The organism is Arthrobacter sp. NicSoilB8 (genome assembly GCF_019977355.1).
Classification (GTDB): Bacteria; Actinomycetota; Actinomycetes; order Actinomycetales; family Micrococcaceae; genus Arthrobacter.
Genome location: NZ_AP024655.1, coordinates 2,204,009 through 2,230,804 on the forward strand (window position 1 = coordinate 2,204,009; position 26,796 = coordinate 2,230,804).

Annotated in this window: 23 protein-coding genes and 2 pseudogenes; 8 read left to right on the top strand and 17 right to left on the bottom strand. The window is 64.8% G+C overall.

Features of this window, described 5'->3' with window-relative positions:
* Positions 1 to 218: 218 nt before the first annotated feature.
* From LDO15_RS09880 to LDO15_RS09905, 6 genes are all read right to left on the bottom strand, one after another.
* The gene (locus LDO15_RS09880; RefSeq protein WP_223986518.1) at positions 219 to 824 is read right to left on the bottom strand and encodes a dihydrofolate reductase family protein; all 606 of its coding nucleotides are present in this window, start codon (positions 822 to 824) and stop codon (positions 219 to 221) included.
* A 946-nt stretch (positions 825 to 1,770) separates the two neighbouring features.
* Positions 1,771 to 1,932, bottom strand: coding sequence for a hypothetical protein (locus LDO15_RS09885; RefSeq protein WP_223986520.1), 162 nt, complete (start codon positions 1,930 to 1,932; stop codon positions 1,771 to 1,773).
* 736 nt (positions 1,933 to 2,668) lie between these two features.
* On the bottom strand, positions 2,669 to 3,850 hold the full coding sequence (locus LDO15_RS09890; RefSeq protein ID WP_223986522.1) for a GAF domain-containing SpoIIE family protein phosphatase: 1,182 nt from the start codon (positions 3,848 to 3,850) through the stop codon (positions 2,669 to 2,671).
* A 307-nt stretch (positions 3,851 to 4,157) separates the two neighbouring features.
* Entirely contained in the window at positions 4,158 to 4,841 is a 684-nt protein-coding gene (locus tag LDO15_RS09895; RefSeq protein WP_223986525.1) for a GAF and ANTAR domain-containing protein, read from the bottom strand.
* Positions 4,842 to 5,548: 707 nt separating this feature from the next.
* On the bottom strand, positions 5,549 to 6,955 hold the full coding sequence (locus LDO15_RS09900; RefSeq protein WP_223986528.1) for an FAD-binding oxidoreductase: 1,407 nt from the start codon (positions 6,953 to 6,955) through the stop codon (positions 5,549 to 5,551).
* Between the two features lie 75 nt (positions 6,956 to 7,030).
* A complete protein-coding gene (locus tag LDO15_RS09905; protein ID WP_223986531.1) occupies positions 7,031 to 10,297 on the bottom strand; it encodes a BTAD domain-containing putative transcriptional regulator in 3,267 nt (1,088 codons plus the stop codon).
* 367 nt (positions 10,298 to 10,664) lie between these two features.
* Here LDO15_RS09905 and LDO15_RS09910 point away from each other — a divergent pair, with 367 nt between their 5' ends.
* Positions 10,665 to 11,270, top strand: a complete 606-nt coding sequence (locus LDO15_RS09910; RefSeq protein WP_223986534.1) for a DUF1326 domain-containing protein — start codon at positions 10,665 to 10,667, stop codon at positions 11,268 to 11,270.
* Between the two features lie 122 nt (positions 11,271 to 11,392).
* Positions 11,393 to 12,055 (top strand): DUF2182 domain-containing protein, encoded by a 663-nt coding sequence (locus LDO15_RS09915; protein ID WP_223986536.1) that lies wholly within the window; start codon positions 11,393 to 11,395, stop codon positions 12,053 to 12,055.
* A gap of 227 nt (positions 12,056 to 12,282) precedes the next feature.
* Here LDO15_RS09915 and LDO15_RS09920 read toward each other — a convergent pair whose 3' ends face one another.
* Positions 12,283 to 12,525, bottom strand: a complete 243-nt coding sequence (locus LDO15_RS09920) for a hypothetical protein (protein ID WP_223986538.1) — start codon at positions 12,523 to 12,525, stop codon at positions 12,283 to 12,285.
* A gap of 295 nt (positions 12,526 to 12,820) precedes the next feature.
* Here LDO15_RS09920 and LDO15_RS09925 point away from each other — a divergent pair.
* Positions 12,821 to 14,032 (top strand): annotated as a pseudogene (locus LDO15_RS09925) (CoA-acylating methylmalonate-semialdehyde dehydrogenase); the annotation flags it as partial.
* 409 nt (positions 14,033 to 14,441) lie between these two features.
* Here LDO15_RS09925 and LDO15_RS09930 read toward each other — a convergent pair.
* The 5 genes and pseudogenes from LDO15_RS09930 to LDO15_RS23525 all read right to left on the bottom strand — a co-directional run.
* Entirely contained in the window at positions 14,442 to 15,299 is an 858-nt protein-coding gene (locus LDO15_RS09930) for an oxygenase MpaB family protein (protein WP_223986540.1), read from the bottom strand.
* Positions 15,300 to 15,324: 25 nt separating this feature from the next.
* A complete protein-coding gene (locus LDO15_RS09935; protein ID WP_223986542.1) occupies positions 15,325 to 16,290 on the bottom strand; it encodes a hypothetical protein in 966 nt (321 codons plus the stop codon).
* Positions 16,287 to 16,583, bottom strand: a complete 297-nt coding sequence (locus tag LDO15_RS09940) for a hypothetical protein (RefSeq protein ID WP_223986544.1) — start codon at positions 16,581 to 16,583, stop codon at positions 16,287 to 16,289. Before LDO15_RS09940 ends, LDO15_RS09935 begins: the two co-directional genes overlap by 4 nt.
* Positions 16,584 to 16,868: 285 nt before the next feature.
* Positions 16,869 to 17,315 carry a GNAT family N-acetyltransferase gene (locus tag LDO15_RS09945; protein WP_263428356.1) on the bottom strand — a complete coding sequence of 149 codons (447 nt, stop codon included), beginning with the start codon at positions 17,313 to 17,315 and terminating at the stop codon, positions 16,869 to 16,871.
* Positions 17,316 to 17,362: 47 nt separating this feature from the next.
* Positions 17,363 to 17,521 (bottom strand): annotated as a pseudogene (locus LDO15_RS23525) (hypothetical protein); the annotation flags it as partial.
* Between the two features lie 218 nt (positions 17,522 to 17,739).
* On the opposite strand from LDO15_RS23525, the gene LDO15_RS09950 reads away from it, so the two are divergent.
* Positions 17,740 to 18,453 carry a dienelactone hydrolase family protein gene (locus LDO15_RS09950; RefSeq protein ID WP_223986546.1) on the top strand — a complete coding sequence of 238 codons (714 nt, stop codon included), beginning with the start codon at positions 17,740 to 17,742 and terminating at the stop codon, positions 18,451 to 18,453.
* Positions 18,454 to 18,822: 369 nt separating this feature from the next.
* On the opposite strand, the gene LDO15_RS09955 is transcribed toward LDO15_RS09950, so the two are convergent.
* The 5 genes from LDO15_RS09955 to LDO15_RS09975 form a co-directional block, all read right to left on the bottom strand.
* Positions 18,823 to 19,296, bottom strand: coding sequence for an SRPBCC family protein (locus LDO15_RS09955; protein ID WP_223986548.1), 474 nt, complete (start codon positions 19,294 to 19,296; stop codon positions 18,823 to 18,825).
* A gap of 375 nt (positions 19,297 to 19,671) precedes the next feature.
* Positions 19,672 to 20,355, bottom strand: coding sequence for a DedA family protein (locus LDO15_RS09960; protein WP_223986551.1), 684 nt, complete (start codon positions 20,353 to 20,355; stop codon positions 19,672 to 19,674).
* Positions 20,356 to 20,629: 274 nt separating this feature from the next.
* Positions 20,630 to 21,157, bottom strand: a complete 528-nt coding sequence (locus LDO15_RS09965; RefSeq protein ID WP_223986555.1) for a DUF427 domain-containing protein — start codon at positions 21,155 to 21,157, stop codon at positions 20,630 to 20,632.
* Between the two features lie 185 nt (positions 21,158 to 21,342).
* Entirely contained in the window at positions 21,343 to 21,927 is a 585-nt protein-coding gene (locus LDO15_RS09970) for an HhH-GPD-type base excision DNA repair protein (RefSeq protein ID WP_223986558.1), read from the bottom strand.
* 239 nt (positions 21,928 to 22,166) lie between these two features.
* Positions 22,167 to 22,979, bottom strand: coding sequence for an MBL fold metallo-hydrolase (locus LDO15_RS09975; protein ID WP_223986559.1), 813 nt, complete (start codon positions 22,977 to 22,979; stop codon positions 22,167 to 22,169).
* Between the two features lie 565 nt (positions 22,980 to 23,544).
* On the opposite strand from LDO15_RS09975, the gene LDO15_RS09980 reads away from it, so the two are divergent.
* The 4 genes from LDO15_RS09980 (at position 23,545) to LDO15_RS09995 (ending at position 26,760) form a co-directional block, all read left to right on the top strand.
* Positions 23,545 to 24,621, top strand: a complete 1,077-nt coding sequence (locus tag LDO15_RS09980; protein ID WP_223986561.1) for a hypothetical protein — start codon at positions 23,545 to 23,547, stop codon at positions 24,619 to 24,621.
* A gap of 215 nt (positions 24,622 to 24,836) precedes the next feature.
* Entirely contained in the window at positions 24,837 to 25,160 is a 324-nt protein-coding gene (locus LDO15_RS09985; RefSeq protein ID WP_223986563.1) for a hypothetical protein, read from the top strand.
* 250 nt (positions 25,161 to 25,410) lie between these two features.
* A complete protein-coding gene (locus LDO15_RS09990; protein WP_263428357.1) occupies positions 25,411 to 25,656 on the top strand; it encodes a DUF1876 domain-containing protein in 246 nt (81 codons plus the stop codon).
* Positions 25,657 to 25,698: 42 nt separating this feature from the next.
* Positions 25,699 to 26,760 (top strand): hypothetical protein, encoded by a 1,062-nt coding sequence (locus LDO15_RS09995; protein ID WP_223986567.1) that lies wholly within the window; start codon positions 25,699 to 25,701, stop codon positions 26,758 to 26,760.
* Positions 26,761 to 26,796 lie beyond the last annotated feature (36 nt).

A 26,796-nucleotide genomic window follows, 5' to 3' on the forward strand; every position in this document is an offset into this window, starting at 1 on the left:
CCGCGAACCCTGGAGGGCATCACCGGATTCACCGATCCTGCGCCGTTCACCGGGGACACCGGAACCCGCGAAACCCTCCCGGCCCGCCGTTCCGTTGGATGGCCCGGCTCACTGCACCTCGGGGCGTCTCATCAAGGGTGTAGCCGGCGCGACCGCTGAGGTAGCCGGCGGAGGTTGTTTTGGTTCTGCTGCACTGGAGGCCGGCGGCGCGGACGGACTTAGCTGACGCGGCGATATCGGATGTGGGTGGCCAAGGGTGAGTGAAGCACCTCGGCGGGCTCGAAGCCGAAGGATTCAACCCCGTCGAAGAGACGCTCGCCCGAACCGAGCAGGACCGGTGCGATGTCGAGGGTGAGCTCGTCGATCACGCTGGCGATCAATGCTTGCCTGACGGTCGAGGCCCCACCGGCGATGTCCACACCGTTGTCCCCGGCGGCCTGGCGCGCTGCGGAGTAGGCCGCGTCGAAGCCCTCGGTGACGAAGTGGAAGGTCGTCCCGCCGTCCAACTGGATTGGGTCATGTCTGTGGTGGGTCAGCACGAACACAGGCGCGTGGTACGGCGGTTCGGCTCCCCACCACCCGGTCCATTCCTCATCCCAGTCCCCGCGGATCGGGCCGAACATGTTCCGACCCATCACGTACGCGCCCCGCGGGCGCATGAGCCACTCGTTCGCGACCTTGTCGGCGCCGTTGGCCCGCGGGTCGCCAATGTGCCAGCGGTGCAGCTCCAGCCCTCGCTTGCCCAGGGGGTTCTCGCGGCTCTGGTCCGGCCCGGCGACGAAGCCGTCCAGGGAGATCGACATGTGGCAGGTGGTGTCCGGCATCGCGAACCTCCTGAGTGATTGCGACTTGCGTGCGGTCGTGCAGGGATTCTGGGGAGCTTAGCACGTGATGGCATCCTCGCCGACCTCGTCCGGCGGCTGGTCGCCTGCAGGGCTTTCTCAAAAGCCACTCCGAGTGGCTGTCTGCCCAGCCGCCAAAGGTGGCGTGTACATCGCCCAGACCTGTGTAAACGTGATGCCCTGGCGCATCCGTGCCGCTCCCTGCTCTGTTTGCGCACATTGGGTAACTGCTTGGCTGAAGTAGTCCAGCCATGGCGGGCTGCGTAGCTATGGCGTTGGCATCTGGCACTGCTCAGCGCGGCCGCCGCGTTCGTCCCCCGTCCTCGCTCGGGGGTCGAAGCCAGATATGCTCGCCCTCGAGCGATCACTCCGCGAGACCTGTCATCGGACCCGAGGAGAGGCAGTTGTTCTACATCCAGAAGCAGGTGGGCCCGGGTCTTCGTCCACCTCCACACCCTTGGTTGGCAGATGTGCAATACAGTCTCGTTCGGCAGTGGCCAGCCGCCTCGGAGGCGGACTCTGACGCACTCATTGCCATGGAGGACGCGCTGGAGGGCGCACGCCCCGCCGCCCAAGGGGACAGAAGGAGCACCGACAAGTGGTCCCACAGCATTCTCGCCTCATTTCCGCTGGCGTAGAGTCTGGGCAGGACACTGCAAACCGGATCGAAGGGATGACAAATGACACTTAAAGGCTGGAACCCGCTGGTACTTCTGCCTGTCGCGTTCATCGTGAGCTTCGCTGTTTGGGCTGTTTTGCGCGCCCGACGCCGGAACTTCAAGGAATAACGTCGCCGAGCCTCTGGGCGTTGGCCGGTTAGAATGCGTTGTGCATGGCGGTCAGCCGAGCTGCGGGCCGATGAGAGCTGCGCGGTCCCGTGCTGGTCCCCGCGCGGGATCCAAGCAGGCAAACGGGGTTGCGGGTTCCCTTAGGCGAAGGCGAGGACGGGATTCTGGTCGGGCAGCTGGGCGAGGATGAGCCTGGCCAACGACCGCTTTAGGGGCAGCGACCTCATTGCTTCCGAACAATACTCAATCATGCCGACGGGGAGCGCCATGAGACTGATGACGGGGTCGTCGGACTGGATCATGATAATCGCCCGGGCCGCGACATGGGTCAAGTATGACTGCGAGAGGGTCGGCTCGACGGCGTCTGTCCTGAGTGATCCACCATTCGTCTTGGGCGAGCAGGTTCTCGAGCGAGTAGGGCTGGTCCTTGACCCAGAACCGGCTCTGGCGTTGAACGACGGAGCTGATCTGTGGGGGGTCGAGTCGCAGGCGCTGACGATGACCTTGTCGTCAGGTCCGGGGAGCTGCTCACGATGTAATCCATTGCCGCGGTTTCGGACATGGCGAGATTATTGTCGTCAGGCTTTATCCGGCGGCCATCGAGGTCCGCCCGGATGGCCTCGGCGGGCTCCGGCTGGCTCTGGTTCATCAGGCACCAGCTGGTGTAGAGGCCGTACAGCTCTTCCCTGGCCAGGCCGCGGTCGGTTTCCCGGTCGGTAGTCAGTGCCTCTGTCAGGAACCGGTCAAAATGCAGCTCCTGTCTGTTCCTTTATGCCGTGTGCATCGCCAGTATGACCGCCGACCCGGCGCCTGTTCGACAGACCATGCCGGGGGAGCGGTGCTACCCCGAATGCGGACAGGGCACACGTGTGTTGGGAGCGGTGGGGGTCAGGTCGTCGGCATCACGAGACGCAGTGCGGAACGGTGCGAGACTCAAAAGCCGCCGCACCGGCAGCGTGGCTTTCCGGCGGAACCGAACTGCTCCCCGAGCGGCCCTTCTTCACAGGGTCTGACGGGCCGTCTCGGGCGTAGGTGGCATCAGACGGGCGCGCTGCCGCGTCGCAGCAGGATGGCGGTGAGATCGTCCTCCAATGCAGTCCGCACATGCAGGTCCCTGAGAGCTTTGGTCACGTCTGACGGATGCGTGTCCCTGATGAGGTCAGCGAGCTTATCGAGGGCAGTCAGTGTTCCGCCGTAAAGATCCAGGACTCCGTCGGTGAAGCTTGCCAGCGTGTCCCCGGGCCCCATCACCGTTCTACAGGTTGTCCAGGACCCTGGTTCGCCGATACCCAGAGGCAGGCCGCTGCCGTGAAGGCGGCGGTGGGAACCGTCCGGGGAGACGATCATGGTCAGCCCATGCCCGGCGTCGGCGTACTGGAGCTGCCCGGTGACCGTGTCCAGGGTGCCCAGAAAAGCCGTGGCGAAGGTGGAGGTACGGTCGAGATCGCGGGCGAGTCGGCCGCTGGCAATGTCCAGGATGGTGCCGGGGTGCTGACTGCCGGTGCTGTGGATGGCGCTCCGGACAGTGGCGGCCATGAGGGCGGCAGCTGTGCCCTTTCCCATCACGTCAGCAATAGCCAGGCACACTCTTCCCTCGGATTCCTCCCATGAATAGAAGTCCCCGCCGACGTCGGCTTTTGGAAGGCAGATCCCTGCGACCACGTAGTCGGAACCGGCGGGCCCTGCGGCGGGAAGCAGGGCCTGTTGGGTGGCCCGAGCCCGGTCCCGGTCTGCGGAATCCCGGATCTCGGCTTCGGCCCATGTTCCGAGTTCATCCAAGTGCCGGAGTTCGATGGCGGAGAGCTCGCGCGGTCGGGTGTTGAAAAGGCACAGGGTCCCGACCCGGCTCCCGGGCTCGGCACTGAGAGGACGCCCGGCGTAAAAGCGGACACCGCGGATACCGACAACATCAGGCAGTGCCGCAAAGCGGCGGTCGGCCGTCGCATCGGGTACCACGAGGATGTCGGGCGACGTGATAGTGGCGTCGCAGAAAGTCTCCTCGCGGGGAACTACCGACCGTGCCAGGCCCTGGGGCGACTTCACGAACAGGTGGTCGGAGTCCACAAGATTGACTGCGGCCAGCGGGACGCCGAACAACTCCCGCGCGGCCCTGGTGATCCGGTCGAACCGCTCCTCCGCGGGTGTATCCATGAGCTTAAGACGGTGCAAAGCCGCGATCCGGTCCTGTTCGGTGATGGTTGGTGCCTCGTCGATTTGCACAGCTTCCCCGCTTTCGTCGGATTCAGCCTAACTGCCTGGGGCTGCCCCGGATCGCGGCACGCGTAAACACCTGACCAGAAGGATCAGCGAAGGCCGCGTCACGTGCTCCTGAACATCTTGATGACCGCTTGCGCTGCGCTGTGAGGTCTTGTTTGTTGGTGGGGACCGCGCGTAGCCGATGACCTGCGCGGGCAGGGATGCAACTGTCGCGGTTGTCCGAGCTGAGCGGTGCCCCTGGCGCGCGTTGCTCGGCCTCGGATCCTGACTTGGGCGCTGGAAATCGCGGCACTGGTTCCGGACGTGGCCCTCAGTTCCCGTCGCGGCTGCTGCGCCGTCCCCCGGCGATGATCTCGGTGCAGATGACAGTCATCGGCTGCGTGGATGTGCGGGCTAAGCGGAGGAGTTTTTGGAGGGAGGCATTCGGGCTCAGCCCGTCGCGTTCCATGAGTATTCCTTGGGCGCGGATGATGCTGTCCCTGCTGGTGAGTGCCGCGGTGAAAGGTTTGCTGAATCGGCGGGGTGTTTCGGGTGTTTGAATGTGAGCGAGGAGCAGGGCTGCGGGAGCGGCAAGCTTTTCGAGGGCCAATGCGGTTGTTTCGTCATATGTCCCGGACATGAGCGGCACGCTGATTACTGACCGTACGGGGTGGCCGTCCATCGCCTGAGTCCATAGGGGCCAACGGTCATCAGTGGCGACGTCGTGGATCAGGACTGTTCGTTGAGTGTCCCTTGCCGTGGGGCACGGTCCTTGTTCGAGTTTGTATTGGGCCTCATCGGCCAGGAGCACGAGCGGGTCGGTGGCTGCGGTGCTGCTCCCGCGGCCTTGTTCGTCGAAAGGCGACACACTGGCGCCGGTGCTTCCGGGGAATGTCTCATGGACGCCGGCGGTGAACAGTTGCAGTGCCCGGTCGACTTTCTCTGCGGTGAGGAGAAGGCCTTTGATGCGGGCCAGGACGAGCATGAGTTCATTGCGGGGCATTTTGTGCGGCACGGGCGACCTTCTGCGCTAAGGACAATACTGTCCGTCATGGGCGCCCCCTGCCTGGCCGGGACCGTTGCAAGCATCACCTTGTCCAACCCCAGCATAACCTTCCGCCGTCAACAGAAGGGTCGGGTGGACCTCGCTCGGATGCCCGATTTCGAGAACTGTTCCTGAGACGTTTCTCCCGCAGGGCTGGTGCATCTTTAGGCTCTCGATAAAGATCGTTAGGATCCTTCGTTTGCAGGACACGCCTACCATGCGCTGATCGCCCGAACCGGCCGGTCGGGCCGCCGTACACCTTTACTCCCAGGTTCTTGATCTTGTTGGTAGGGGCGGGGCCGCATCCCGTTTGTCCGGTCAAGAAGTGTTTACGGTGCCCACACCGGCGTGAGCGTCCTGCCGTTGCTGCTTTGTGGCTCGCTCCTTGCCCGCCTACCAGGAGACGGGCAGGAAGATCCCGGGAAACCCGGGGATCTTCCTGCCTCAACTCACGCAACTTTAAGTCAGCGGTTTGCTGGGTGCTGCGGACCCAACCGCGGTGTCAATGTTGGTGAAATTGGCACCATTTGATTATTGAGGAATTGAGCGACGACACGACCACCGCTACGGCGGCGTTACCGGTCAGTTGCCGGGGAAATCGAGGTTCCTTTGGCGCGGGCTGTCAGGTTACTTCGCGTTCCTCGGCCGATCATCCACTTCTCACGGAGGAAGTGCTGTCATACCGTGGGGGCGATGTTCTGGTTCAACCGGAACAGATTGGTCGGGTCGTATTCGTTCTTCAGTCCCACGAGCCGCCGGTAGGTATCCGCCGGGTAAGACGCCCGGACGAGCGTCGAATTCGCTTCACCCGTGAAATTCACGTAGGCCGCCGCATCCGGACCGAGCGCGGACGTCACGCCCCGGGCCCATTCGACGACATCCGCGAAGCCTTCCGCCGTCGGCGTCCGCGCAATAACATTGACGATGAATTCTTGGTCGCGGACTGCGAAGGCCGTTGCCTCGGCCGGAACCCGGCCGACCGCGCCGCCAAGGTGGTGCACGTGAATCTCGGTCATGGCGTTGGGCAATGCCGCAAACGAGTCCAGCAGCACGCGCACGGAGACGTCGTCGGCGGCGCGCAGAAATGCCGAGCGGAAATAGTTGTGCACGCCCCGCGGGTAGAGCGGATCGAGCGCCTGCTGCCACCCCGCGTACGGGTTGGCCGCGAAGACATCGGCGATGACCGTGCCCAATGACCGGAAGGGCGCGGTGGCGGCCTCACCGGCATCGAGATCGCCGGACCAGCACCCTCCCACAGCGATGACTGGCTTGCCGTGCACTGATTCTGGCAGGAACGGGACGGGCGGCGCCGTGGTCATATTGACCAGCGTTGTCAGCTCATCGGGGGCCGCCGCGCAGGCCGCCCGATAGCCGCGCCATACCTGCTCCGCCTCTTCTGCGGGGTAGAAAACCAGGCCGGAAAGGACGATAGGTCCCACCTCGTGCAATTGATAGTCGAAGGACGTCACCACACCGAAATTTCCGCCGCCGCCGCGCAGTCCCCAGAACAAATCGGGGTTCTCGTCGGCACTGGCATGAATAAACTGCCCGTCAGCGGTGACGACGTCGGCGCCCACCATGTTGTCGCTGGCCAGCCCGTGCTTGCGCACGAGCCAGCCGATGCCGCCGCCGGTGGTGAAGCCGGCGATGCCGGTCGAGGACACCAGGCCGCCGGTCACAGCAAGCCCGAATTGCTGGGTCTCCGCATCCACGTCCTTCCAGGTACACCCTGCCTGTGCCGCCACGCGGCGGCGGGCAGGGTCCACCTGGACCCCCTTCATCAGCGAAAGGTCAAGCACAATACCGTCGTCGACGGTGGAAAACCCGGGAATCGAATGGCCGCCGCCGCGAACCGACAACGGCAACCCCTCGCTGCGCGCGAGATCGACCGTGCGGATCACATCTGCCACCCCCGCACAGCGTGCGATGAGCGTCGGGCGCCGGTCGTGGGCCCCGTTCCAGATACTGCGTTCGTGGTCGTAGTCCGCGTCCCCTGGCCGGACGACCGTGCCGCGCAGGCCGACGGCGAACTCGGCGATGGTGGCCTCGCCGATGCGGGTCGGCCCAGTCTGCGTCGTTGTCACGATGCGTTCCTCCTGATTGCTGATTGTTTGTCAGATCCATTTGTCAGATCCAGGAACAACGCTAGTGACGCGTCCTCAATCAGCACTCAACACCGTCTCAACAGCATCATCCGAGTCCCGCCTACGCAGTGCGTCCAGCCGCTGACCGGCGATGAGGCATCTCGTTCGGCCGAAGATCGCCCCAGCCCTGTCAATTTCGCGGGCCGCCCGATGCGGATCGCCGAGCTCGCCGGATAGCTCTGCCACCATCAACCGTTGCCAGCCAGCGTGTCGCCGCCACGGGTCGAGTCTTTCCGCGGCCTGCCTGTACATTTCCCGCGCCGCCCGGACCTCCCCGGAGATCAGTTCGGCGGCACCGAGAATGGTCAGCGTGGCGCCCATCCCCACCTGATCTCCCGCGGACTCGAACCCTGAAAGGCAACGCCGGGCGTCTGTCAGGCCGCGGTCGATATCACCACCCATGGCGCGGAGCAGGGCGATATTAATCTCAGTCAGCAGCTCGCCCCGCCGGTCGCCCAGGCCGAGCCGAAGCTCCCGCGCCAAGGACAGGGCCTCATCGGCCTTGCTGTGGTCGCCACAGTCGCGCAGAATGCAGCCAAGTTGGTGAAGTGTTTGCGCCCTGGCCAGGTCGTCTCCTAACTCGGCGAAATGTTCGGCTGCATCCGTGATGACGGATATCGCAGACTGCGTGTCCGTCGAAAGCCTGGCCGCGTAGCCGATCGCGGACAGCACGTAGCCTTTGGCTTGGATGACGCCAACCCGCCGGCCCAACAGCAGGGTCTCTTCGACGCAGGGGACCAACCGTCCGGCGATCGGTACCAGTTGCAGGCTCGGCGTGATCACCGGCAGGAAGGGTGGAGTGCTGGTCTGAGACTGTGCGAGTTCGCTCAGGCAGGTGTTTAGGTGACGGGCGGCGAGTGGTCCGTCCTCTCGGGACAACGCGCACTGGCCGAGCAGCCAACTGCTGGCAGCGGCATGGTCGGGTCTGCCGCCCTCGGCTGCCTCGGCGTGCACGTCAGTCGCCAGCTGTTCGGCCTCGTCCAGGTCGAAAGTGCTCCAGGCGAGCGAGGTCTCAATGAGCCGGGCCATTGCCACCTCGTCGGGGTTGCCGATCTCCCGCATGATTGCCAGGGCCTCCGCGCCGAGCGCCCGATGCCGATCGCTGCGGCCCTGCCGGCTGTCCAGCCCGGTCAGGCCGATTAGAGCGGCCGCGCGCGGCCGGGTCGGGTCGGGAGCCACCGCCAAGGCACGCTCGACCCAACGTGCTCCCTCAACCGCGTGACCGCGGACGAACCAGAACCGCCACAGGCTGGCGGCGAGCCGGAGCGCGGTCTCGGGCTCGTGGGCGCACGACCAGCGCAGCGCAGCGCGCAGGTTGTCGTGCTCGCGGTCGAGCAACTTCGGCTGTTCGATAACCACCCCGGTGGCCTGTTCGGGATTGTGGGATTCGGCGATAGCAAGGAAATATGCGCAATGCGCAGCCGCCAGTTGAGCCGCCTCACCTGCATGATCTAGATTCTCGTGGCCAAACTGGCGGACGGTCTCCAATTGCCGGTATCGGGTCCCGGCGCCCCTCCTTTCGGCGATCACCAAAGACTTGTCCACCAGCTTGGCCAACAGGTCGAGCAGGAAGTTCGGCTGGAGGGGCGCGTCAGCGCAGACTGACACCACAGCGTCGAGGGTGAAACCCCCTGCGAACACAGAGAGCCGGCGCAGCAGAACCTGCTCCGGTTTGGTGAGCAGTTCGTGGCTCCATTCCAAGGTGCCGCGCAGCGTCTGGTGCCGCGTGACGCCACTGGTTCCCCCGCCGAGCATGGACAAAGCATCGCCCAATCTCTGGACGATCTCGGCGGGTTCGAGTAAGGCGGTTCTGGCCGCGGCCAATTCCAGGGCCAGCGGCATCCCGTCGAGCCGTCGGCACAACTCTGTCACTCCCTGCGCGTTGTCGGCGTCGAGCGCGAAACCCGGCCGGACCTGCGCTGCCCGCTCAACGAAAAGCCGGACAGAGGGCAGACGGCCCAGCACGGCCAGGTCGAGATCTTCGGTCCGCAGGGGCGAGGGGACGGGCAATGACGGCACCCGGTAGGTGTACTCCCCGTCGGCATGGAGTGGCTCCCGGCTGGTGGCCAGCACTTTAACCCCGGGGGATCCGTCAAGTAGCGCGACGACGAGTTGCGCACAGGCCGCGAGCAGGTGTTCGCAGTTGTCCAGCACGAGGAGCAGCGAGCGTCGCCTCAGTTGGTCGACCAGCGCTTGCACGCGGCTTGGCGCCGCGCCGGAATCCAACCCGAGGACCTCGGCTACGGCATCGGCCACCAGCAGCGACTCCCCAACGGCCGCGAGGTCGACGAACCAGACTCCGTCCACGTACTCACTACGAAGTGCCTTCGCGGCCTCCAACGCCAGTCTGGTCTTGCCGCTGCCGCCAGCCCCGGTGAGGGTGAGCAGGCGGGCATGGCCCATCAGCCGCTGGACGTCGACGAGCTCACGCTCGCGCCCGATGAAGCTTGTCAACGGGGATGGCAGATAACCGATGGCATCGTCTTTGCCGGTCACGCCAGCGGGCTGTTGGAGGCGCTGCTCGGGCGGCGAGCCGGTCAACAACTCGCGAAACAGTCCCGTCGTCCGGGTGTCCGGGTCGGTCCCGAACGCGTCGAGGAGTTCATCGACCAGCCGCTCATATCGTGCCAATGCTTCCGACCGCCGGCCCATTCGAGCCAGCACCACCATCTGCGCGCGTACGGCTGCCTCGTGGACGGGATCGGATTCGAGCACATGGGTAAGGATGATCAGCGCTTCCTCCGGTGCGCGCTCCGCCACCGTGGACGCCAGTTTCACCAGTACTTCGCGATGGATTTCCCGGAGCTCATCGCGGCGTGTCGTCAGCCAATCCGCATCCGGCAGATCCGGCAGAAGGTCACCGCTGTACAAGTCGGCGGCATCGCGCAGGCTTGCCTCGACACCGTCAGCCAACGCTGCTACGGCCGAACGCTCGAACTGCAGGACATCAACGTCGACCGGGCCCGTGTCATCCAGCACCACCACTTCACCGCGGATAGCGAGCAGCCCGTCGCTGTCGGCTCCGGCGCCCGCGAGCGTCCGGCGAGCGACGTACAGGGTCTGATGCAGATTTCGTGCGGCGGCCACCGGCTCCATGTCAGGCCACAGGCGGTCCAGTACCTGCTCGCGACGGCCACGCTGACCACGCGCCAACGCCAGCATCGCCACCACGGCCTTTGCCTTCTGCAGCCGCCAGCGGCTGTTCTCGACGGCGTTCCCGTTGATGTACACAATGAACGCGCCGAGAAGCTGGATGCGCAACCCGCTTTGGGTAGGCTTCATGATTCTTCAGTATCCGCTCGCCAACCGGGGTTGTCGAACAAGCAAATTTCCCACACGCTCGCTTCCTTGGCGCACTCTGTGCGCGGTCCCTGACTAGCAAGCAAGCCACCAGACCCACGTCGCGGCACCCCGCGGATACCAGCTCCTGCAGCCCCGGCGTACGGTCCCAAAGTCCCTTCCCGAAGAGGCGCACCAGGTCGGCGTTTAGTCTCTTCCGCTGGGTAGGTTGTGGCTCGTCGCACCCCTCCGGTTGGAAGCGCGGGGTGGGCCAGAGGGGCCTCTGAAAGGGTCGCCGCGTCCCGTTGACACGGTTCAGGGCCGCGAGGAGACTTTCTTTTGGGGGGTGCCTCTTCGAAAGGAGCCCTAAATGCCGTGGCATATCGAGGGCACATATTTTGAGAATTGCAATTGCAACATGGTCTGCCCGTGTACGGCTTCAGGACAGACCGCACCGGCCGATAACGAACGCTGCAACGTGGCCCTGGCCTTCCACCTCGAAACCGGCGAAGTGAACGGTGTCGACGTCGGCGGCCTGACAGTCTGCGTCGTAGCCGATACCCCGGCCCTGATGAGTGACGGAGGCTGGAAAGTCGGAGTTCTGATGGACGCCGCCGCCTCAGCCGAGCAGGCCGAAGCGCTCGGTGCAGTCTTCGGCGGACAGCTCGGCGGACCGATGGAGGGCCTCGCCCCCTTGATCGGTGAAATGGCGGGCATGGAGTCCCTTAACATGACCTACGCCGACGACGGGCGTGTCCACCAGGTCCGGATTGGCAGTGCCGTCGACATGGCGGTCGAGGACTTCGTGTCTCCCTTTGATGCCACAGGACTGGGAGTGAAAATCAGCGGGGTCGGATTCCCGGCCGACACCCTGGCAGCCGGCACATCCAGCACCGCCCGCGTCGACGTGTTCGGGATGACCTGGGATAACGCCGGGAAGAACTCCTTCTCTGCCCCCTTCGCCTGGTCCGCCTAAGTGCCGGGCAGGACTAAGTGCCGGGCAGGAGCGGCCTGACCGCCAGCCACCATGCCGCGGAGTTGGCATTGATCGGATGTGCCGCACTGGCGTGGTATTTCACTTTCTCAGGCCTGGCCGACATGTCCACAGGCCCGGGAACCATGGGACTGGGGCTCTGGGGTTTCTTGGGCGTATGGACACTGATGATGACGGCCATGATGCTGCCGGCGCTGGCGCCGCTCACTTCGACGTACCTCCGGTCCCTCCGTGCCGTCCGCAGCCGCAGGGTCCGGGCCGTCCGGACAACTGCCCTGGTCTGCGGTTACCTCTTGACGTGGATCGGATTCGGAGTCGTTGCTTACACGGCCGCGGCGCTCGCTGCGCTGCTGGCCGAGGACGCGGCGGATATCGCACCCTGGGTGGGAGCTGGCGTGCTCGCGGCGGCGGGCGCCTACCAGCTGACCCCGCTGAAGGATTTCTGTCTCAGGCACTGCCGGTCTCCCGTAGCATTCCTTTTGCACGTATCAGGGTACAAGGGCCGCCTGCGGGATGTCCGCGTCGGCATGTACCACGGAGTGTATTGCGTGGGCTGCTGTTGGGGGCTCATGGTGGTGCTGATTGCTGTTGGCGTGATGAACCTGGCATGGATGGCGGTGCTCACGGTGGTCATCTTCCTGGAGAAGACGTGGAAATACGGGCCCGCCCTCAGCCGGATCACCGGCGTCTCACTAATCGTGTTCGCGCTCTTCGTACCGGCTCACCCGGAGTTGCTGCCAGGGCTCCACATGACGGCGGCCATGTGAGGAAAGGTAATCGCTACCGTCGAATGACCCTCCGGGGAAGCTGGGGGGACGGTGTTACTGCGCATTAGCGCCACAGTCGAGGGAGAGAGCCACAGAATAACCCCTCCCTCCGTCTAGTGGCAGAAGCCTTGCACGGCTTACAAGCTCGCGCGACCCCTCTATGCTGACTTGCTTGGTGCCGCATTGGCCCTGATTCCGCATGATTGCTGGAGCGCTCCGCCGTAGTTTCAGCTTCGTGGCGGCCCAACGGACGCGGTTTCCCACCTGTATTCAATCCACACCGAATAGTCGTGGAAGCGTTCGAACATTGCCCGGGGTTCGGCGCCGTCGGCAGCTATCCAGAGGACTTGATCGTCGGGAGTCACGCCGTCCACCCTGCCCGTCCTCACAGCCTTGTCCTGGTGCCGAATTTCTACAGTTTCTCCCACAACGGGCGACCAGTGCGGCTGAAGGTGCAGCTTTTTCTTCACTGGAATTCCTCCTCAGCGGATTTCCACGGCTCCCGGTTAGCCTGCTGTCCCATCATTCTCGGAAGGACTCCCGGCGGCTGGCGCGGGATCCGCCGGGAAGCACGCGAGAGCCGTTTCATGGGCCGCCCGCAGTGCCTCCCGGACGGGAAGTGCGCGATGTTCTTCGGACAGGATTTCCACGCCCCAGGGACCGTTGAAGCCAATGGATTTCAGTGTCTTGATGAACCCTGCGACATCCTGGTCGCCCTGCCCGCAGAGGCGGCGATTGTCGCGTGTGTCTTCGAACAGGGAACCCCTCTCCGACGCCAAGGGCGAGATCGGCCGCGGCCTCGAGGTCATCGAGTTCGCCTGCGGCATCCCGCAGCTGCTCAAGGGCGACTACTCGGACCAGGTCTCCACCGGCATCGACGTGTTCTCCTTCCGCGAGCCGCTCGGCGTCGTTGCCGGCATCACCCCGTTCAACTTCCCGGTCATGGTCCCGCTGTGGATGGCGCCGATGGCGATCGCCACCGGCAACGCCTTCATCCTCAAGCCCTCCGAGCGTGATCCTTCCGCCTCGATGCTGCTGGCCAGGCTGTGGAAGCAGGCCGGCCTGCCCGACGGCGTCTTCCAGGTCCTGCACGGCGACAAGGAAACGGTCGACGGCCTGCTGACCCACCCTGACGTGGACGGCATCTCCTTCGTCGGCTCCACCCCGATCGCCCGCTACGTCCACGAGACCGCCACGGCCCACGGCAAGCGCGTCCAGGCGCTCGGCGGGGCGAAGAACCACGCAATCATCCTGCCCGACGCCGACCTCGACAACGCCGCCGACCACCTCGCCGCCGCCGCCTTCGGCTCCGCCGGGGAACGCTGCATGGCCATCTCCGTCGCCGTCGCCGTCGGCGAAGCCGCCGACCTGCTGGTCAAGAAGGTCCAGGAGCGTGCCCTGGCCGTCAAGGTCAACAACGGCACCGTGCCCGACGCCGAGATGGGCCCGGTCATCACGCCGGCGTCCAAGGAACGCATCGTGAAGATCGTCACCGAAGCCGAAGCCGCCGGCGCGGCCATGGTGGTGGACGGCCGCGACCTCGTGGTCCCCGGCCATGAGGACGGCTTCTGGGTCGGCCCCACCGTCCTGGACCACGTCAAGACCGAAATGACCGCGTACACCGAGGAAATCTTCGGCCCCGTCCTGGTCGTGGTCCGGGTGGAGGACCTCGACGCCGGCATCGCCCTGATCAACTCCAACCCGTACGGCAACGGCACCGCGATCTTCACCTCTTCCGGCGCCGCGGCCCGGAAGTTCCAGCGCAGCGTCACGGTGGGCATGATCGGGATCAACGTCCCGCTGCCCGTGCCCGTGGCCTACCACTCCTTCGGCGGCTGGAAAGCATCCCTCTTCGGTGACAAGCACATCTACGGCCCCGAAGGCGTCTCCTTCTACACCCGCGGCAAGGTCATCACCTCCCGGTGGCCCGAACCGACCCACGCCTCCGGCGCCTCCTACAACTTCCCCTCGAACTGATCTGAATGCGTTGGCCGGAGCTATATGACCGGTGTCGGAAGACACCCACATGGACCGGCCGCGCTGGCGTGGTCAGCGCAGACGGTCCCTCCGTCCTCGCGACTGTCCTGCACACCCACGCAGGATAGTCGGGGAGCGCCGGCAGAGAAGGAGTGATGACTTCTAAACGAATTGCTCCCCGAAAGTTGGACTGAGAATTCCGTCCTGGCTTTCGGGGAGCAGTTCACCTTTCTTGGTTCGGCTCGGCGTGGTTGGTCTTGTACCTATTCATGCCGCGGGGTCCTGCTTGCGACATGACCTGAGGGTATTTCTCAAAACATTTTCCCCGGATTCCTCGCGTACTGGGGTTTGGGGAGAGGTCAGGCTAGCCGGCCAGCGGAAGTGGCTCGGACACCGGCTCCCCCCGGCCTCAGATGTTGGCTGATTTCCCCCAGGGGCCGATCTGGTCCAAGGTGTAACCGTCCGGGTATGCCACGACGTTCATTCTTCCCGGCACAAATATGGGCTCGGTTGGCAAGGGGCGCCGCCTGGCCTTGAGGGAGCGGAACCTCAGCACTGCGTTGAACGGCATGCGCAGCGCTGCCGGGGCAGGTTTCAGGCCCAGGGCAACAGCGACCTGGGGTTTGTCCATCATCAGAGCCAGGATGGTCGGGGTGAACCGGCGAAGCCGGGTGGGGATGCGGCTGGCGAAGGCCTCGACGGTCGCATTGAGCAGCATCGAGCCCTCGGGACTCGGGCCCATGTTCCGGTCCTCGTACCCGTCCAAAAACCGTTCCGCCTCCGCGAAGGTGGCTGGGATCCCCTCGAGCCCCATCTGCCGGCCCAGTTCGGCGTAGAAGTCCGTGGCGGCCTGCCTCTCCAGCCCGGTCAGCCGGCGCCAACCGTGACGTTCGGTCCAGCGCAGCGGCAGGACAAGCAAGGTCATGAGGACGTAGACGAAGTCGTCCGAGGTACCGGGCACCCCTTTGTGGACCCGGCGGAGCAGTTCGATCATGGCCTGGCTGCGTTCGTGCTCGAACCCGTTGGCGATGACCTCGTGGATGATGATGCCGGTGTCGTAGGAGCGCTTCATCGGCCGGGATTTCATCTCCCCGGTCGCCGCCAGGGTCCTCGCTGTGGAGGGGATGGCGAAGTTGCGGTAGTAGGCGACGAAGAAGCCCGAATGGATTTCATTCTTGAAATCGAAGAGGACCATGTTCCGGTAGATCCCGTACATGTCCGTACCGCTGGGGCGTGTTCGGCGGGTCGGGTGCGTCAGAAGGTGCATGGGGGCTTTCTGTAGCTGCCGCAGGTTATGCCAGGGCAGGGGAGACATGGAGCTTTGCTTCGACGGAGAGCAGGTAGCTGCGCTCCTCCGCGGTCAGGAAGGTCGCCGAAGTGCCCGCGGCGAGTTCAGCGTCCCGGATTTCGACAACCATCCGGTGCAGCCTGTCCTGTACCGACGCCTGGGGGTCGGCCTCGAGGATCTGGTCAAGAGAAGTGCTCTTCAGCGCTTTGGCCCAGATGGACTCGACGCGGGCGAGGGTTTCGGTGTTCCAGCGGTGCAGGTTCTTGCGGGCAGCCCTGCCGGCAACCGCCGGGATCGTGAGTCCGGCGCCGGCCAGGACGGTCGCGACCAGTTCCAGCTGATGGTACGGGAAATCAGGTCTGACCAGTACAGCCAGGAATGTCAGGTGCCGGGCCAGCAAGGAGAGACACATTTCGGCCATCACCAGGAAACCCATGACGCAGCCGGCGCCCAGCATGGAGAATCCGACACGGAACGAGCGGCTCATACGCGGTACGTAGCGGAAGCAGATCACGGCAATTTCCGCGCTCATCGAACAGATGAAGAGGGTGAGCATCAGCGAGAACAGGAGAGCCGGGAAGCGGTCTTCGTAGATGCCCCACGTGGCGGTCGTGATAGTGGGTCCTGTGAGGAGGAAGAACGCGGTTTGCAGGGTCAGCGTGAGCGTCAGAGGCAGGGTGCGTGTCCACCAGGACCGGCGACCGCCGGCTTCCGGGGCGACGGCGGCGAACGCGGCGAGGCGCAGATACCAGAGAGAGATAATCATCAGGGAGTTCAGGACCAGCTTGACCAGGTTCATCCCGCCTAGTGCTGTGTCGACGGGGACGTAGACGGTCGGGGACATGAGCAAAGAGCCCATGCCTCCGTAGACGGCGCAGGAGAACACCAGATCGGTCCGGTTGCGAAGCAGGGCGGGAATGCGGGCCCCGGCCAGCAGGAACAGCGACGCGGCCATAATGAACTGCATCATCCGAAGACCGCCCCGACGTTGTCCGGCTCCGCGTCCGCCTGCCGGCAGGAACGGCGGATGCGGGAGGCCAGCCGGTCGACAACGAGTTCGGCAGATACCTCAGGCTCGTCGACGAGGTCGGTGCGCTTCAGGGCCGAGACGACGTGATCCGGGTCGAGGTGGGCCTGGATGGAGCGCATGGAGACGGGTTCGGTCAGTTGCAGGCGGGCTGCGGCAGTTCGCGCCCGCTCTCGGGCAACGCTGTAGTCCATGTGGAACGAGTCCTCGAAGTAGTCCAATGCGGCGTGGGGCACACCCCACCCCAAAGCAGGAGCGTATCAGCTGGCTGGTACCGTGTCGGCGTTGATGTCTTTCACGATGGCCCCGACTTCCCGCCAAGGCTTCTTGCCGGCGGCTTCTCGGGCATGCAGTCCCGTGAACGATTTCGAGCATGATTGCCGGCGACAGGAGCACGAGTACGCGTGCCGCACCTCTGCGTGGGTGTGGCTGGTGGCCGCATGCCTCAAGCTAGCCACTTTGGGGTGTGTGCGTTGGCCACATTTCGGGGTCTTTACGTCCGGCCGAGTGATACCGGCGGGTCACCGGCGACGAAGGCGAGAATTGTCAGCCTCCCATTCGTCTCGGGTGATCGCGTATTCGACGTCACCGTGCTCCTCGCCCGGAACGGACACCGGCCAGTCAGCGACGAAGGCCCGCACGAGGCGCATCCCGGATTTCTCCATCACCCTTCGGGAAGCCGTGTTGACGGCCATGGTCGAGGCTACAACCCGTTGCACCCCGAACTCGGTGAACCCTTTGGCGATCAGCGCGCGCGATCCCTCCGTCGCGTGTCCCTTTCCCCAGGCCGCGTGGCGCAGCCGGTAGCCCAGTTCCGGCTGATCTTGTGGATCGTCGGGTCCCGGCCGGAAGTGGAACCAGCCGAGGAATTCCCCGGTCCTCTTCTCGAGTGCGGCCCAGAACCCGTAGCCGGGAAAGCGCTGGTAGTAGTCGAGGAATGCCGGGAGGAATCGCCTTCTATCTCGCACCGGGAGGTGGGGATTCCGCCGGTGATGTACCGCATCACGCGCGGATCGCTGTCCAGTTCCACAAGTAGCTCGGCGTCGTCGGGGGTGAACTGCCGGAGCAGAAGTCGTTCAGTCTCCAGGAAGGTGAACATGCAGACATTCTCGCAGACGGCCGCTTCACAGAGCAGGCCCCTCACTCTATTGCCGCCCACTCGTTCAGAGCGCATCAAGTCCGCGAAAATCAGCTTGCGCCGGTTAGTCCGTCAGCCCCGCCACCGTGGACGCAACACAGTGGTTACTAAGGTCCCGCAGCATGCGGTGCAGACTGCAGCGGGGACGTGCACTCCAAAGTGTCGAATGACTCTTCCGGTGACCGGCTCAACGCAGGTAGACCGATATCCACGCCGTGACCAATCCGAACATTCGGGAGGCTCCTGTGGCCCAAGTGAGCATCAGCACTGAACGCGGGGAAATGCCTGCCTACTCCGCCACCCCGCCGGGCCACGGTCCCTGGCCCGGCGTCGTTGTCATCCATGACGCGCTGGGCCTGAGCCGCGATACCCGGGAACAGGCCGATTGGCTGGCCGGCGAAGGGTTCCTCGCGGTGGCGCCGGACCTGTTTCACTGGGGCAGCAGGGCCGATTGTCTGTGGTCCCTCATCCGCGGCTGGCGGCCCCTCGGCGACCTGGACGCCACCCGGGCCTGGCTGGCAGGACGTGAGGATTGCACGGGCCGGGTCGGGGTGATCGGATTCTGCATGGGTGGTGGCTTTGCCCTCATGGTGGCCCCGGATCATGACTTCGCCGCGGCCAGCGTGAACTACGGCGGACTCGACGACGAGACAGCCCGCGCAATCTCTCGGGCCTGCCCGATCGTGGCCAGCTACGGGGCCCGTGACCGCTGGCCGGGGGTGCGTAACGTACCGGCCCGTCTGGAACCGTTGCTGGCCGCCGCCGGGATCGACCATGACATCAAGGTCTATCCCGGTGCCGGTCACGGCTTCCTCAACCAGCATGGCCCGGCGGACCTGACGTTCGGGGACAAGCTACTGGCGAAGCTGGCTGCCGCCGGCTACCACGAGCCCTCCGCCCAGGACGCGCGCAGGCGCATCCTGGCCTTCTTCCGGAATCACTTGAACGCCGAGGGGGAAAGGCAATGACACTCCGCGGACCGCTCCGGGTGGTGCCGGCCGCGGGTGCCGCCGCCGGTGTCCGGGTATTGGGCGCTTGCACCGCGATGGCTTCAACCCTTCATCAGTGTCGTCTTGCTGGAGCCTTCCCACTGGGTCATGCAGACCCGCCAGTTCTCGAACCTCTTGCGCCTCGCCGGGATCACCAGCGCCTGAGGCCGCCACCGTCCGGAACCGGCCTTTGAAAAAGCCATCCGTAAGGGTCCGGGAATCCGCTCCCCACGCGAGCGGGCAGCCGGCCGCGCGGGAATCCACTGGGCGGTCCGGGTCTCACCAATAGTTCGCCCCTTGCACGTCACCGGCGTCATGCACGAGGCCCGGGCGCATCACCGTGCAAAGTCACGTCAGTGCCGGTCCGCTTTCGGGCGTGCCCGCTGCCGGCATTGATTCCAGATAGCGTTTCAGGTTTGCCCAGTTGGCGGCTTCCTGACGTTTGCCCATTCGGCTGATGAGCGGGGAGAGGAACTTGAGGGCGTTACGGGGCCGGATGTCCCACGACCAGCGCATCAGTGTGCCTGCCCGGTCAGGCTCGAACGTGAGAACTCCTTGGATCGTGGCCGAGGACGTGCTTGTCGTGTTCGCGAGCCGCGTGGGACGCTGGTAATCCGTGGTTTCCAGGAGCAGGGTCAGCGGCCGTCCCATGGATTTCACGGTCGCCCGGAACTGCGTCCCGTTGCCGATGGCGCCGTCGGTGACTTTCTCGACGTGCAGCATGCGGGGGTTGTACCGTGGCTCGTTCCGTTCGTCGGCGACGAAGTCGAACACCTCACCCACCGGCCGGCCGATGACGATCTCACCTTCAATGCTAGGCACTATCCCGGCACCTCCCGGTCAGGCAACTGGCGCCATGACGGGGCCGGCACGTCGATCCTTGTGGTCGGCGACGTCTTTCCCGCTTTAGATTCATCACCCGAATTCAGATCCCTTCAGCGGGATTCGTCAACTTGAACACCCGCGCCTCGGGCCGGGCCGGCGGATCCTCAGCACCACGAAACGCCAGACAACGCTATATATTCCAGCCGTCCTTTGGCGATCGGCCCGTGCTTCACGCTAGGCTCCGGCACGGGCCTGGATCAGAGGCGAAGGACCTTCGTACGTTTAAGGCCGGTGGATGGAGAATTCATCGAACCGCCCGATCCACTGGCGCGGCTGATCGCCGGCGCCGGGCACGACATTCATGCCCCGGCTTCAGTCGGCGTCGGGCACGCCGTCCCCTGACGCGGCCGCGGATTTGAGCTTCCGGCGTCTGCGCCGGCGCCAGACTATCCACAACCCAAGCACGACGATGGGGAGCAGCACCCAGCCGCCGATGTCGAGAGCGTCACCGATGGCATGGGCCAGTGCGCCGGCGAGATAGGCGAGAACGCTGAGGCTCGCGACCCAGGCAATGGACCCGGTGATGTTCCACAGCAGGAACTTGGGCCACGGCATCTTGGCAGCCCCCGCGGCAATGGCGCCCCAGAGTCGGACGACAATGACCCAGCGGCCGAAGAACAGGGCCGTGCCGCCGTGCCGATCGAAGAACGACTCCATTTGGACGATGCGTTTCTCGTCTGCGTGGAAGCGCTTTGCAAGTCGCAGCATCAACGGACGGCCTCCCACCCGCCCGAGTACGTAGCCAATGGTGCTCCCGAGCATGGCGCCCAGGCTGCCGACCGCGATAACGGCAGCAAGGTTCAGATCTCCGTGGCGCGCCGAGGCGTAGGCCCCAAGCAGCACGGCCACGGCAGGAAGCGGTACACCGGCGCACTGGGCAAGCACAATCACGAAAACGCCGAAGTAGTACCCCCATTCGTCCGCAATCCCTGCTTCCGCGGCGACGAAACCTGCCCAGCCGAGCGCCACGAAGCGAAGGGCAGCTAATCCGGTCATCCCTCACACCTCACTCCGCTGCTCCGCCGTAGTCCCTAATGACGGTCACCGCGCTGCCCGCTCTTGCTCTGCGGCCGTGACCCCCGCGACGACACCGGGATGGCCCTTGTATACCCTTGTGGCCGGGCTGCGTCAAGAGCACGCTACGGTCACAGCCCGGCCGGCGACGACTCAACGTCCTGTGGGCCATGCTCCGCGACAGCACTCCCGGCGCTCCGGTCCCCGCGGCGGCACCAACCAGTGGGGAGATCTTGCCGGCGCAAGGGTGACGTGCTCACCACCCGTCGGTGCCCGGGCCACCCTTGAACGGGCCAACGATCTGCTTGGTAATCCAACCGCCGTAGAAGTCACCTTCCTGGGAGGTTACCTGCTCGCCGTCGACCTCGCAGGAGTCCATGTGACCCGGGTAGAGGGCCACCCGGGTACTGAGCGCCTCGAACCCCGGGGTGGGTTCCGGGTAGGTCCACCCGGCACGGGGAACAACGACTCCGCCAGCAACGACGTCGAAGTAGTGCGCTTCTCCCTTGAACTCGCAGAAGCTGGTGCCCTCGACCGGGACGAGTACACCGGCAGGGAATGATTCCAATGGCAAGTAGTAGACGGGCGGATGACTCGTCTCCAGGACGCGCACTGCATCGGTGGTGTCGGTGATTACCTGCCCGCCAAGCCGCACGGTAATCCGTTCGGATCGCGGCTCGACCCTTGGCGGCCGCGGGTAGTCCCATACTGATTCTTGACCGGCCTGGGGTTTGACGGGCTGGGGACGCCGGAAGAAGCCGGAAAGACCATGAGCAGGAGTCATGTCCCCATGTTGCCATCTTCTGCCGGGATGCCACCATGAACGCCGGGAGGTCTCGGCCGACATATGCGCCGTTGAGTCGGACCGGACATGGTCAGTTCCAGTCAGTCGTGATCCCCACGTTTTGTCCGCTGTGCGCCGGGCCGTGTCCGTCGCCAGCGGCCCAACTTTGCTTCAGGCCATTCGTATCAGCGCTCTGATGCCTTCGCGGCCTTGATGGCGGCCTTGGCAGCCTGCTTACCGGCGCGGACTCTTTTCAGCGACTCGGGATCCACGATGTCGGCGACAGAAAGAAATGCGCTTTCCCGGCCATAGGGGTCGGCGGCCTCACGCCATCCTTGTGCCTGCAGTCCGCACTGCTTGCCGAGGAGTGCGAGGAAGATCTTCGCCTTTTGCTCGCCGAAGCCGGGCAATTCCTTCAACCTGCGCAGCACCTCCTGGCCGTCGGGGTCGTCCTGGTTCCAGATGGCAGTAGCGTCCCCATTCCAATCGCGCTGTACGGTCGCGGCGAGGTCCTGGACACGGCTGGCCATGGAGCTAGGGAAGCGGTGGATGGACGGACGTTCCTTGAAGATCTCCACGAAGTCTGCCGGGTCATGTTCGGCGATTGCGGCAGGGTTCATGGCCCCGATGCGCGTCCGGATTTTTTCGGGTCCGGCAAACGCAGATTCCATGGTCACCTGCTGGTCAAGCAGCATGCCGATCAGGAGTGCGAACGCGTCATTGCTGAGCAGTTGGTCGGCGGCGGGGTCGCCAGTGATATGCAGTTCCATGGGCCCATCCTCCCATCTGCTTCGAGCCGCGTCATGGCACCGACGACACCACTGCCTTGCCGTCCACGCCGGCGTCCCACGAACTCCGCAAGCGGGATGCTGAAGCGCCGTCCTCCAGAATTCATGGAACTTTGACGCCTGGCGCTCGCCGGCGGAGGCCGGGGCTTCCGGGTAATCGTCAATACGAGCATGAACTTTTACCCGATCCCAAACTGACGCTAAAGGGGGACATGGACAGGTCAGGTCAAATGGTCGAAGTCTCCTCGCGTCCACGCAGCGTGCCTTTCGGCGGAATCGTGCAGGACGGCCTTGGCTCCGGACGCGATTACGTTGTTGAAGTTGCCATAGATCCGGTCGAACGTTAGCTCTCCCAATTGCGCGGCGATTCGCAACGCGACCGCGCCGGATAGCGGCAAGAGATTCGGGTAGCTGCGCATGAAAGAGATGGAACGACGGTCTGGGTTCGGGTACACGCTGTCACCGGTCAGCAGGACTCCTCTGCTGTCTGCTCCTGCAGACCAGTGCACCACCGCGCTGCCCGGGAAGTGCCCCCCGGTCTGGTGGAGTCTCAACCCTTCGGCGATTGTCTGGCTGCCGGACCAGTATTCGATGATCGGATCATGGCGCCCGAGCCAGCGCCGGTCTGCGTCCGCCACAAGTACAGGGACGCCACCGAGCCGCCGCGACCATTCGACCTGCACGCCGAACATGTGCGGATGGCTGGCGGCGATCGCCAGGACCGGGCCTCGCTCAAGCACTGCCTTGACAGCGCTGTCATCGACATATCCGACCGGATCCCACAGCAGAGAACCCTCGTTCGTCACTACAAGCTGAGCGGTCTGGCCGATCCCGACTCTTGGCTCCGTCTTGATCCCGATCAGCCCAGGCTCGTTCTCCTTCAACAATGTCTGCTGGCCCGCCTCCGCCAGCCCGTCCAGGGTGAGCCACTCTTGTCCGCGCTCGGGCACATACTGCCGCTCGTCGGCGCAGATCGGGCAGACCCCCGGGGTAGGTTCGTCGCGTTCGACGGCGCAGGTTGCGCAGATCAGCATGGTTTGTCCCTTCCAACCGACTCGTGTCCCGCTTTCCGCCTCCGTCAACTTCGGCCGCAGGCTGGCGTGCCCAGACTATGCCGCGCGAAAGTGTCCCCGGAAGAGCGCACATGGCGGTATTTATTGGGCCGTCGATTTTCTATGTAAACAGTCTGGCAAACGTGAGGCAGATGTGATCGGTTCATGGACGTGAAACCCGGTTCAGCATTGTTCACTGGCCGTTTCGCCGCTTCCGACGACGTTGCCCAATGGCCTTTGACTGTGCGAGCGCACACAAACCCTGGCTATGGTGCCGTTGGCGTCCGGTCATGCCATTTTTCGATGCCTGTCCATAAATGGGTTGAAGGGGGAGGGCCAGCGACAGATGGCCCGGCCTTTTGGCTCTGGGGGCTCGGCGCCGCGCAGCGCCACACTGATGCCATGAGTGACGTACTGACGCTGATTCCCCCGGCCGAGCCCAACTGCGTCGTCGTCCTCGGGCTCGTCCTCCTTGTCTCCGCCCCTCGGCCGCGTGCGCGACTGCCCCAGCGTTGGAATCACCCTTGCGGCCTCGGAAAGGAGCCCCATGCCTAGCCCCCGGCGCTGGCCAACTCGACTCGGCGTCACGCTCGTCGCCGTGCTCGCCCTGTTCCTCGCCGCGTGTTCTCAGCTCGCGGGCCAAAACGGAACGTCGTCGCCGGGCCCCTCATCGAGTACGGGCAACCCGGCCTGCGATCTCATCACTCCGGAGATTGCGGCGAAGGCCGAATCCGGGCTCGTGCCTGTCGGGCAGAGCATCCCGCCCAAGCCGCCGGGAAGCAAAGCCTACCTCTGCACGTATTCGAGCAAGTCCAAGGAGTCAGGAGCGGCGTTCCTGTCGGTGGCCCTCACGTCTCCCGCGTCGGCCGCTGACATCTCGAAAGCCAGGTCGACGTCCGACTGCTCACCTGTCACGGGCATCGGCGACTTCGTCTGCCTGCAGTGGACGGGCTATTTCCGCGGCGAGGCCGGCGGCGCGTCCGCGAACGTCGTCCTGACGGCTGTCCGGGGCCACGAGACTCTCGAGATGCCCTACGTGGCCTCACCGCCGATGGAAGGGTCCGGCGTCCCGGACGGCAACGCGATGGCCCGCTCGCTCGCCCAGGCAGCAGTGGACGCCGGCTGGGGCAACGGCACTACACTCTGTGTCCCCGCGGCTCCGCCGGTGGGTCCGCCGGCCACGACGAACAACGCGGTCTGCGCCCTGATCAGTCCCGATGAGGTCAAGCAGGCTTTCGGGGCGACGACCCAGCCGCAGATCCTCCCGGGCGAGGCCAACTGCCGTTACACATTCGGTGACTTGGGCACACCGGGCCCGGACTCCCTTGTCTTCTCAATCGAAGTCTTCAAGGGGGCAGCCTCAGCGCCGGCCGCCCGGGACATGCCAGGCGAGCCGCTCGACGGAGTCGGGGACAGAGCGGCGTTCAACATGAGCACCGAACCCGCGGGCCCGAAGTCCCTCCGCCCCGCGGGCGACGTGCCGATCACGATCCTGTCCGTCATGGTGGTCAGGGGCCAGAACCTCGCGACATTCACCGCGCAGGTCCTGATCTCTCCGACCGGGCCTACGGCCGAACAGACAAAGGACCGGCTCATCACCCTCGTGCGCGGTGTCGAGTTCTGACGCCGTGCTCTGTTCGGTGTGTGGTGGTGCCGGCCCATCGAAGTCTCAAGGGTGACGGGACCGCCAGACCAAGGGCTTGTCATTCTTGGCAGGCCACTGCACTGGTTGACGGAAGGCCGGCGGCACCGCTGACTTTTCTTTCGCAGGGCCCTAAAAGCAGGTCCGCAGGCATAATCTACGACAGAACGCTTTCTTCCAACGCCCGGGAGCTCATCATGGACACCGAATTCGCTGATGTCATCGATCATGACGTCACCACCATCACGTGCGTATGCGGCAATACGGTCAGCAATGAGGGATTGATTCAGGCCAACTCGCAAGGCATCCCCGTTCACATCGGCGGAACCACTCCCGTGCCCGCGGGGCTGGCATCGTGGCCTGAGGACGAGGATCTCTACACCCTGTGTCCCTCATGCGGCCGTGTTTACCATGACGTGGTCATCGAAGAGACGGGGACCGCGCCCGTTGCTTTTCAAATTGATGTCACTGCTGGACCGATTGCAGAGGCAATCCGGGTCCATTGGGACCTCAACACGTAGCCTTGTGCCCGGGTTGAGGATCAGTGGCGATCTGCCGGGGACGGGCGGGGAACGTGGAGACCACGGCCTCGCACCCGGTGCGCCATCAGTGACTGTATGAGCTCCGTGAATGCCCGGTCGCATGGGCAATTTAGGACCTTTGGCGCATCGGTCTGCGGGGAAGTTTAGGGATCTTGACGGCTTGCCTCGGGCTTGGCATGGTGGAAATTGGATCGAGGAGGCGAGCACTATGCAAGAGAAAAGTTGGTCGGTGAGCATCGTCATCGACGAACATGAAAACCAAACGCGGGCCACGGCGCGGTTGAAGGCCGAGGGCCGGGCTGAACTGGAAGGGGTCGGGTTGGCCCGGCTGAATCCGGTGGACTCCGATGTCCCCGAGATTGGAGACGAGCTGGCGACCGCACGCGCCCTGGCGGACTTGGCGCATCAGCTGATCGAAATCACGGCTGCGGACATCGAGAAAATTACCAAGGAACCTGCGCATCTCCGCCCTTAGACTCGCGAAAGAAATATCCGCTCCTGCCTGAGGAGAGCGACCATGGTTGACACGGCGGCACAGACTCGCCGGGCAGGCGCACGGAACGACTTCATAACGCAGCTGCTGGGCATCTGGCTCCTCCTGGCGGTCTTTCTGGACGGCTGGGCACACCTTCACCTTCCCGGGCTGGAGACCTTCTTTACCCCCTGGCACGCGGCACTATATTCGGGCCTCGTGGCCACGGCCGCCTGGACGGCCATCGTGATCTGGAGGAACCGTCAGCCCGGACAGCCGCTGGCCCGGGCCATACCAGCCGGCTATCAGGGCACGGCCCTCGGACTCGCCCTCTTCGCCGTCGCTGGCGTTCTCGATCTGGCCTGGCATGAGATCCTGGGCATCGAAGTCTCCCTCGACGCGCTGGTGAGCCCGACACATTTGCTGCTGGGGTTCAGCCTCTTCCTCATCCTCGGCACCGGCATCCGGAGCGCGCGGGCGGCAAGCGGTTCAGAAGCCTTCGAGTGGACGCCAGCTGCCCTGCTGGCTCTCGCCCTGATGACCGGTCTGGGCGCCTTTTTCCTCATCTACTGCTCTGCCTTCGTCCGGACCCCGCCGGCCGTCCCGTATGTGCAGACGCCGATCGGGAGCCCCGGGCACACGCAAGCTGAACTGCCCCCGGCCCTCGGAATGGCCAGCTATCTGCTGACCACGGCGCTGATCATCATCCCCTTCCTCTACGGCTTCTCCGGAGCCCGGCGGCCGCCTCACGGCATTGCCACGATCCTGGTCGCCGTGGTGGCTTGGCTGCCCCTGGCCATGTCGGGGCTGCGTCCGGCCGCGGCCGCCGGCGCGGCAGGCGCCACGCTAGTCGCCGTCGTGGCGGACGTGTTGCTCGCCAGACGGGATGGGCCGTGGCTGAGGCGCCGGTTACCGGCGGTCACCGCATTGCTGGCGGCATTGATCTGGGCGGGCCAGCTGACCGGGATTGCCCTCGCGTCGGGGATTCAATGGCCCGTTTCGATGTGGCTGGGAGCCGTCGTGCTGAGTGCGGGATTGGCTGCGGCCCTGGCCTTTCTCAGCTCGTGGAACGCCAGGATCGTCCCGGGGCCGACCGTACCGCGATGACAGTCATACGGGACAGCGAGCGCCTCAGGAACCCGG

Excerpts from the sequence above, each read along its gene's own strand:
- LDO15_RS09930 (WP_223986540.1), bottom strand. The coding sequence starts at position 15,299 with ATGCACCTTCTGACGCACCCGACCCGCCGAACACGCCCCAGCGGTACG.
- LDO15_RS09965 (WP_223986555.1), bottom strand. The coding sequence starts at position 21,157 with ATGACTCCTGCTCATGGTCTTTCCGGCTTCTTCCGGCGTCCCCAGCCC.
- LDO15_RS09905 (WP_223986531.1), bottom strand. The coding sequence starts at position 10,297 with ATGAAGCCTACCCAAAGCGGGTTGCGCATCCAGCTTCTCGGCGCGTTC.
- LDO15_RS09960 (WP_223986551.1), bottom strand. The coding sequence starts at position 20,355 with ATGACCGGATTAGCTGCCCTTCGCTTCGTGGCGCTCGGCTGGGCAGGT.
- LDO15_RS09885 (WP_223986520.1), bottom strand. The coding sequence starts at position 1,932 with ATGATCCAGTCCGACGACCCCGTCATCAGTCTCATGGCGCTCCCCGTC.
- LDO15_RS09880 (WP_223986518.1), bottom strand. The coding sequence starts at position 824 with ATGCCGGACACCACCTGCCACATGTCGATCTCCCTGGACGGCTTCGTC.
- LDO15_RS09985 (WP_223986563.1), top strand. The coding sequence starts at position 24,837 with ATGGACACCGAATTCGCTGATGTCATCGATCATGACGTCACCACCATC.
- LDO15_RS09995 (WP_223986567.1), top strand. The coding sequence starts at position 25,699 with ATGGTTGACACGGCGGCACAGACTCGCCGGGCAGGCGCACGGAACGAC.
- LDO15_RS09980 (WP_223986561.1), top strand. The coding sequence starts at position 23,545 with ATGCCTAGCCCCCGGCGCTGGCCAACTCGACTCGGCGTCACGCTCGTC.
- LDO15_RS09935 (WP_223986542.1), bottom strand. The coding sequence starts at position 16,290 with ATGATGCAGTTCATTATGGCCGCGTCGCTGTTCCTGCTGGCCGGGGCC.
- LDO15_RS09910 (WP_223986534.1), top strand. The coding sequence starts at position 10,665 with ATGCCGTGGCATATCGAGGGCACATATTTTGAGAATTGCAATTGCAAC.
- LDO15_RS09975 (WP_223986559.1), bottom strand. The coding sequence starts at position 22,979 with ATGCTGATCTGCGCAACCTGCGCCGTCGAACGCGACGAACCTACCCCG.
- LDO15_RS09915 (WP_223986536.1), top strand. The coding sequence starts at position 11,393 with ATGTCCACAGGCCCGGGAACCATGGGACTGGGGCTCTGGGGTTTCTTG.
- LDO15_RS09970 (WP_223986558.1), bottom strand. The coding sequence starts at position 21,927 with ATGGAACTGCATATCACTGGCGACCCCGCCGCCGACCAACTGCTCAGC.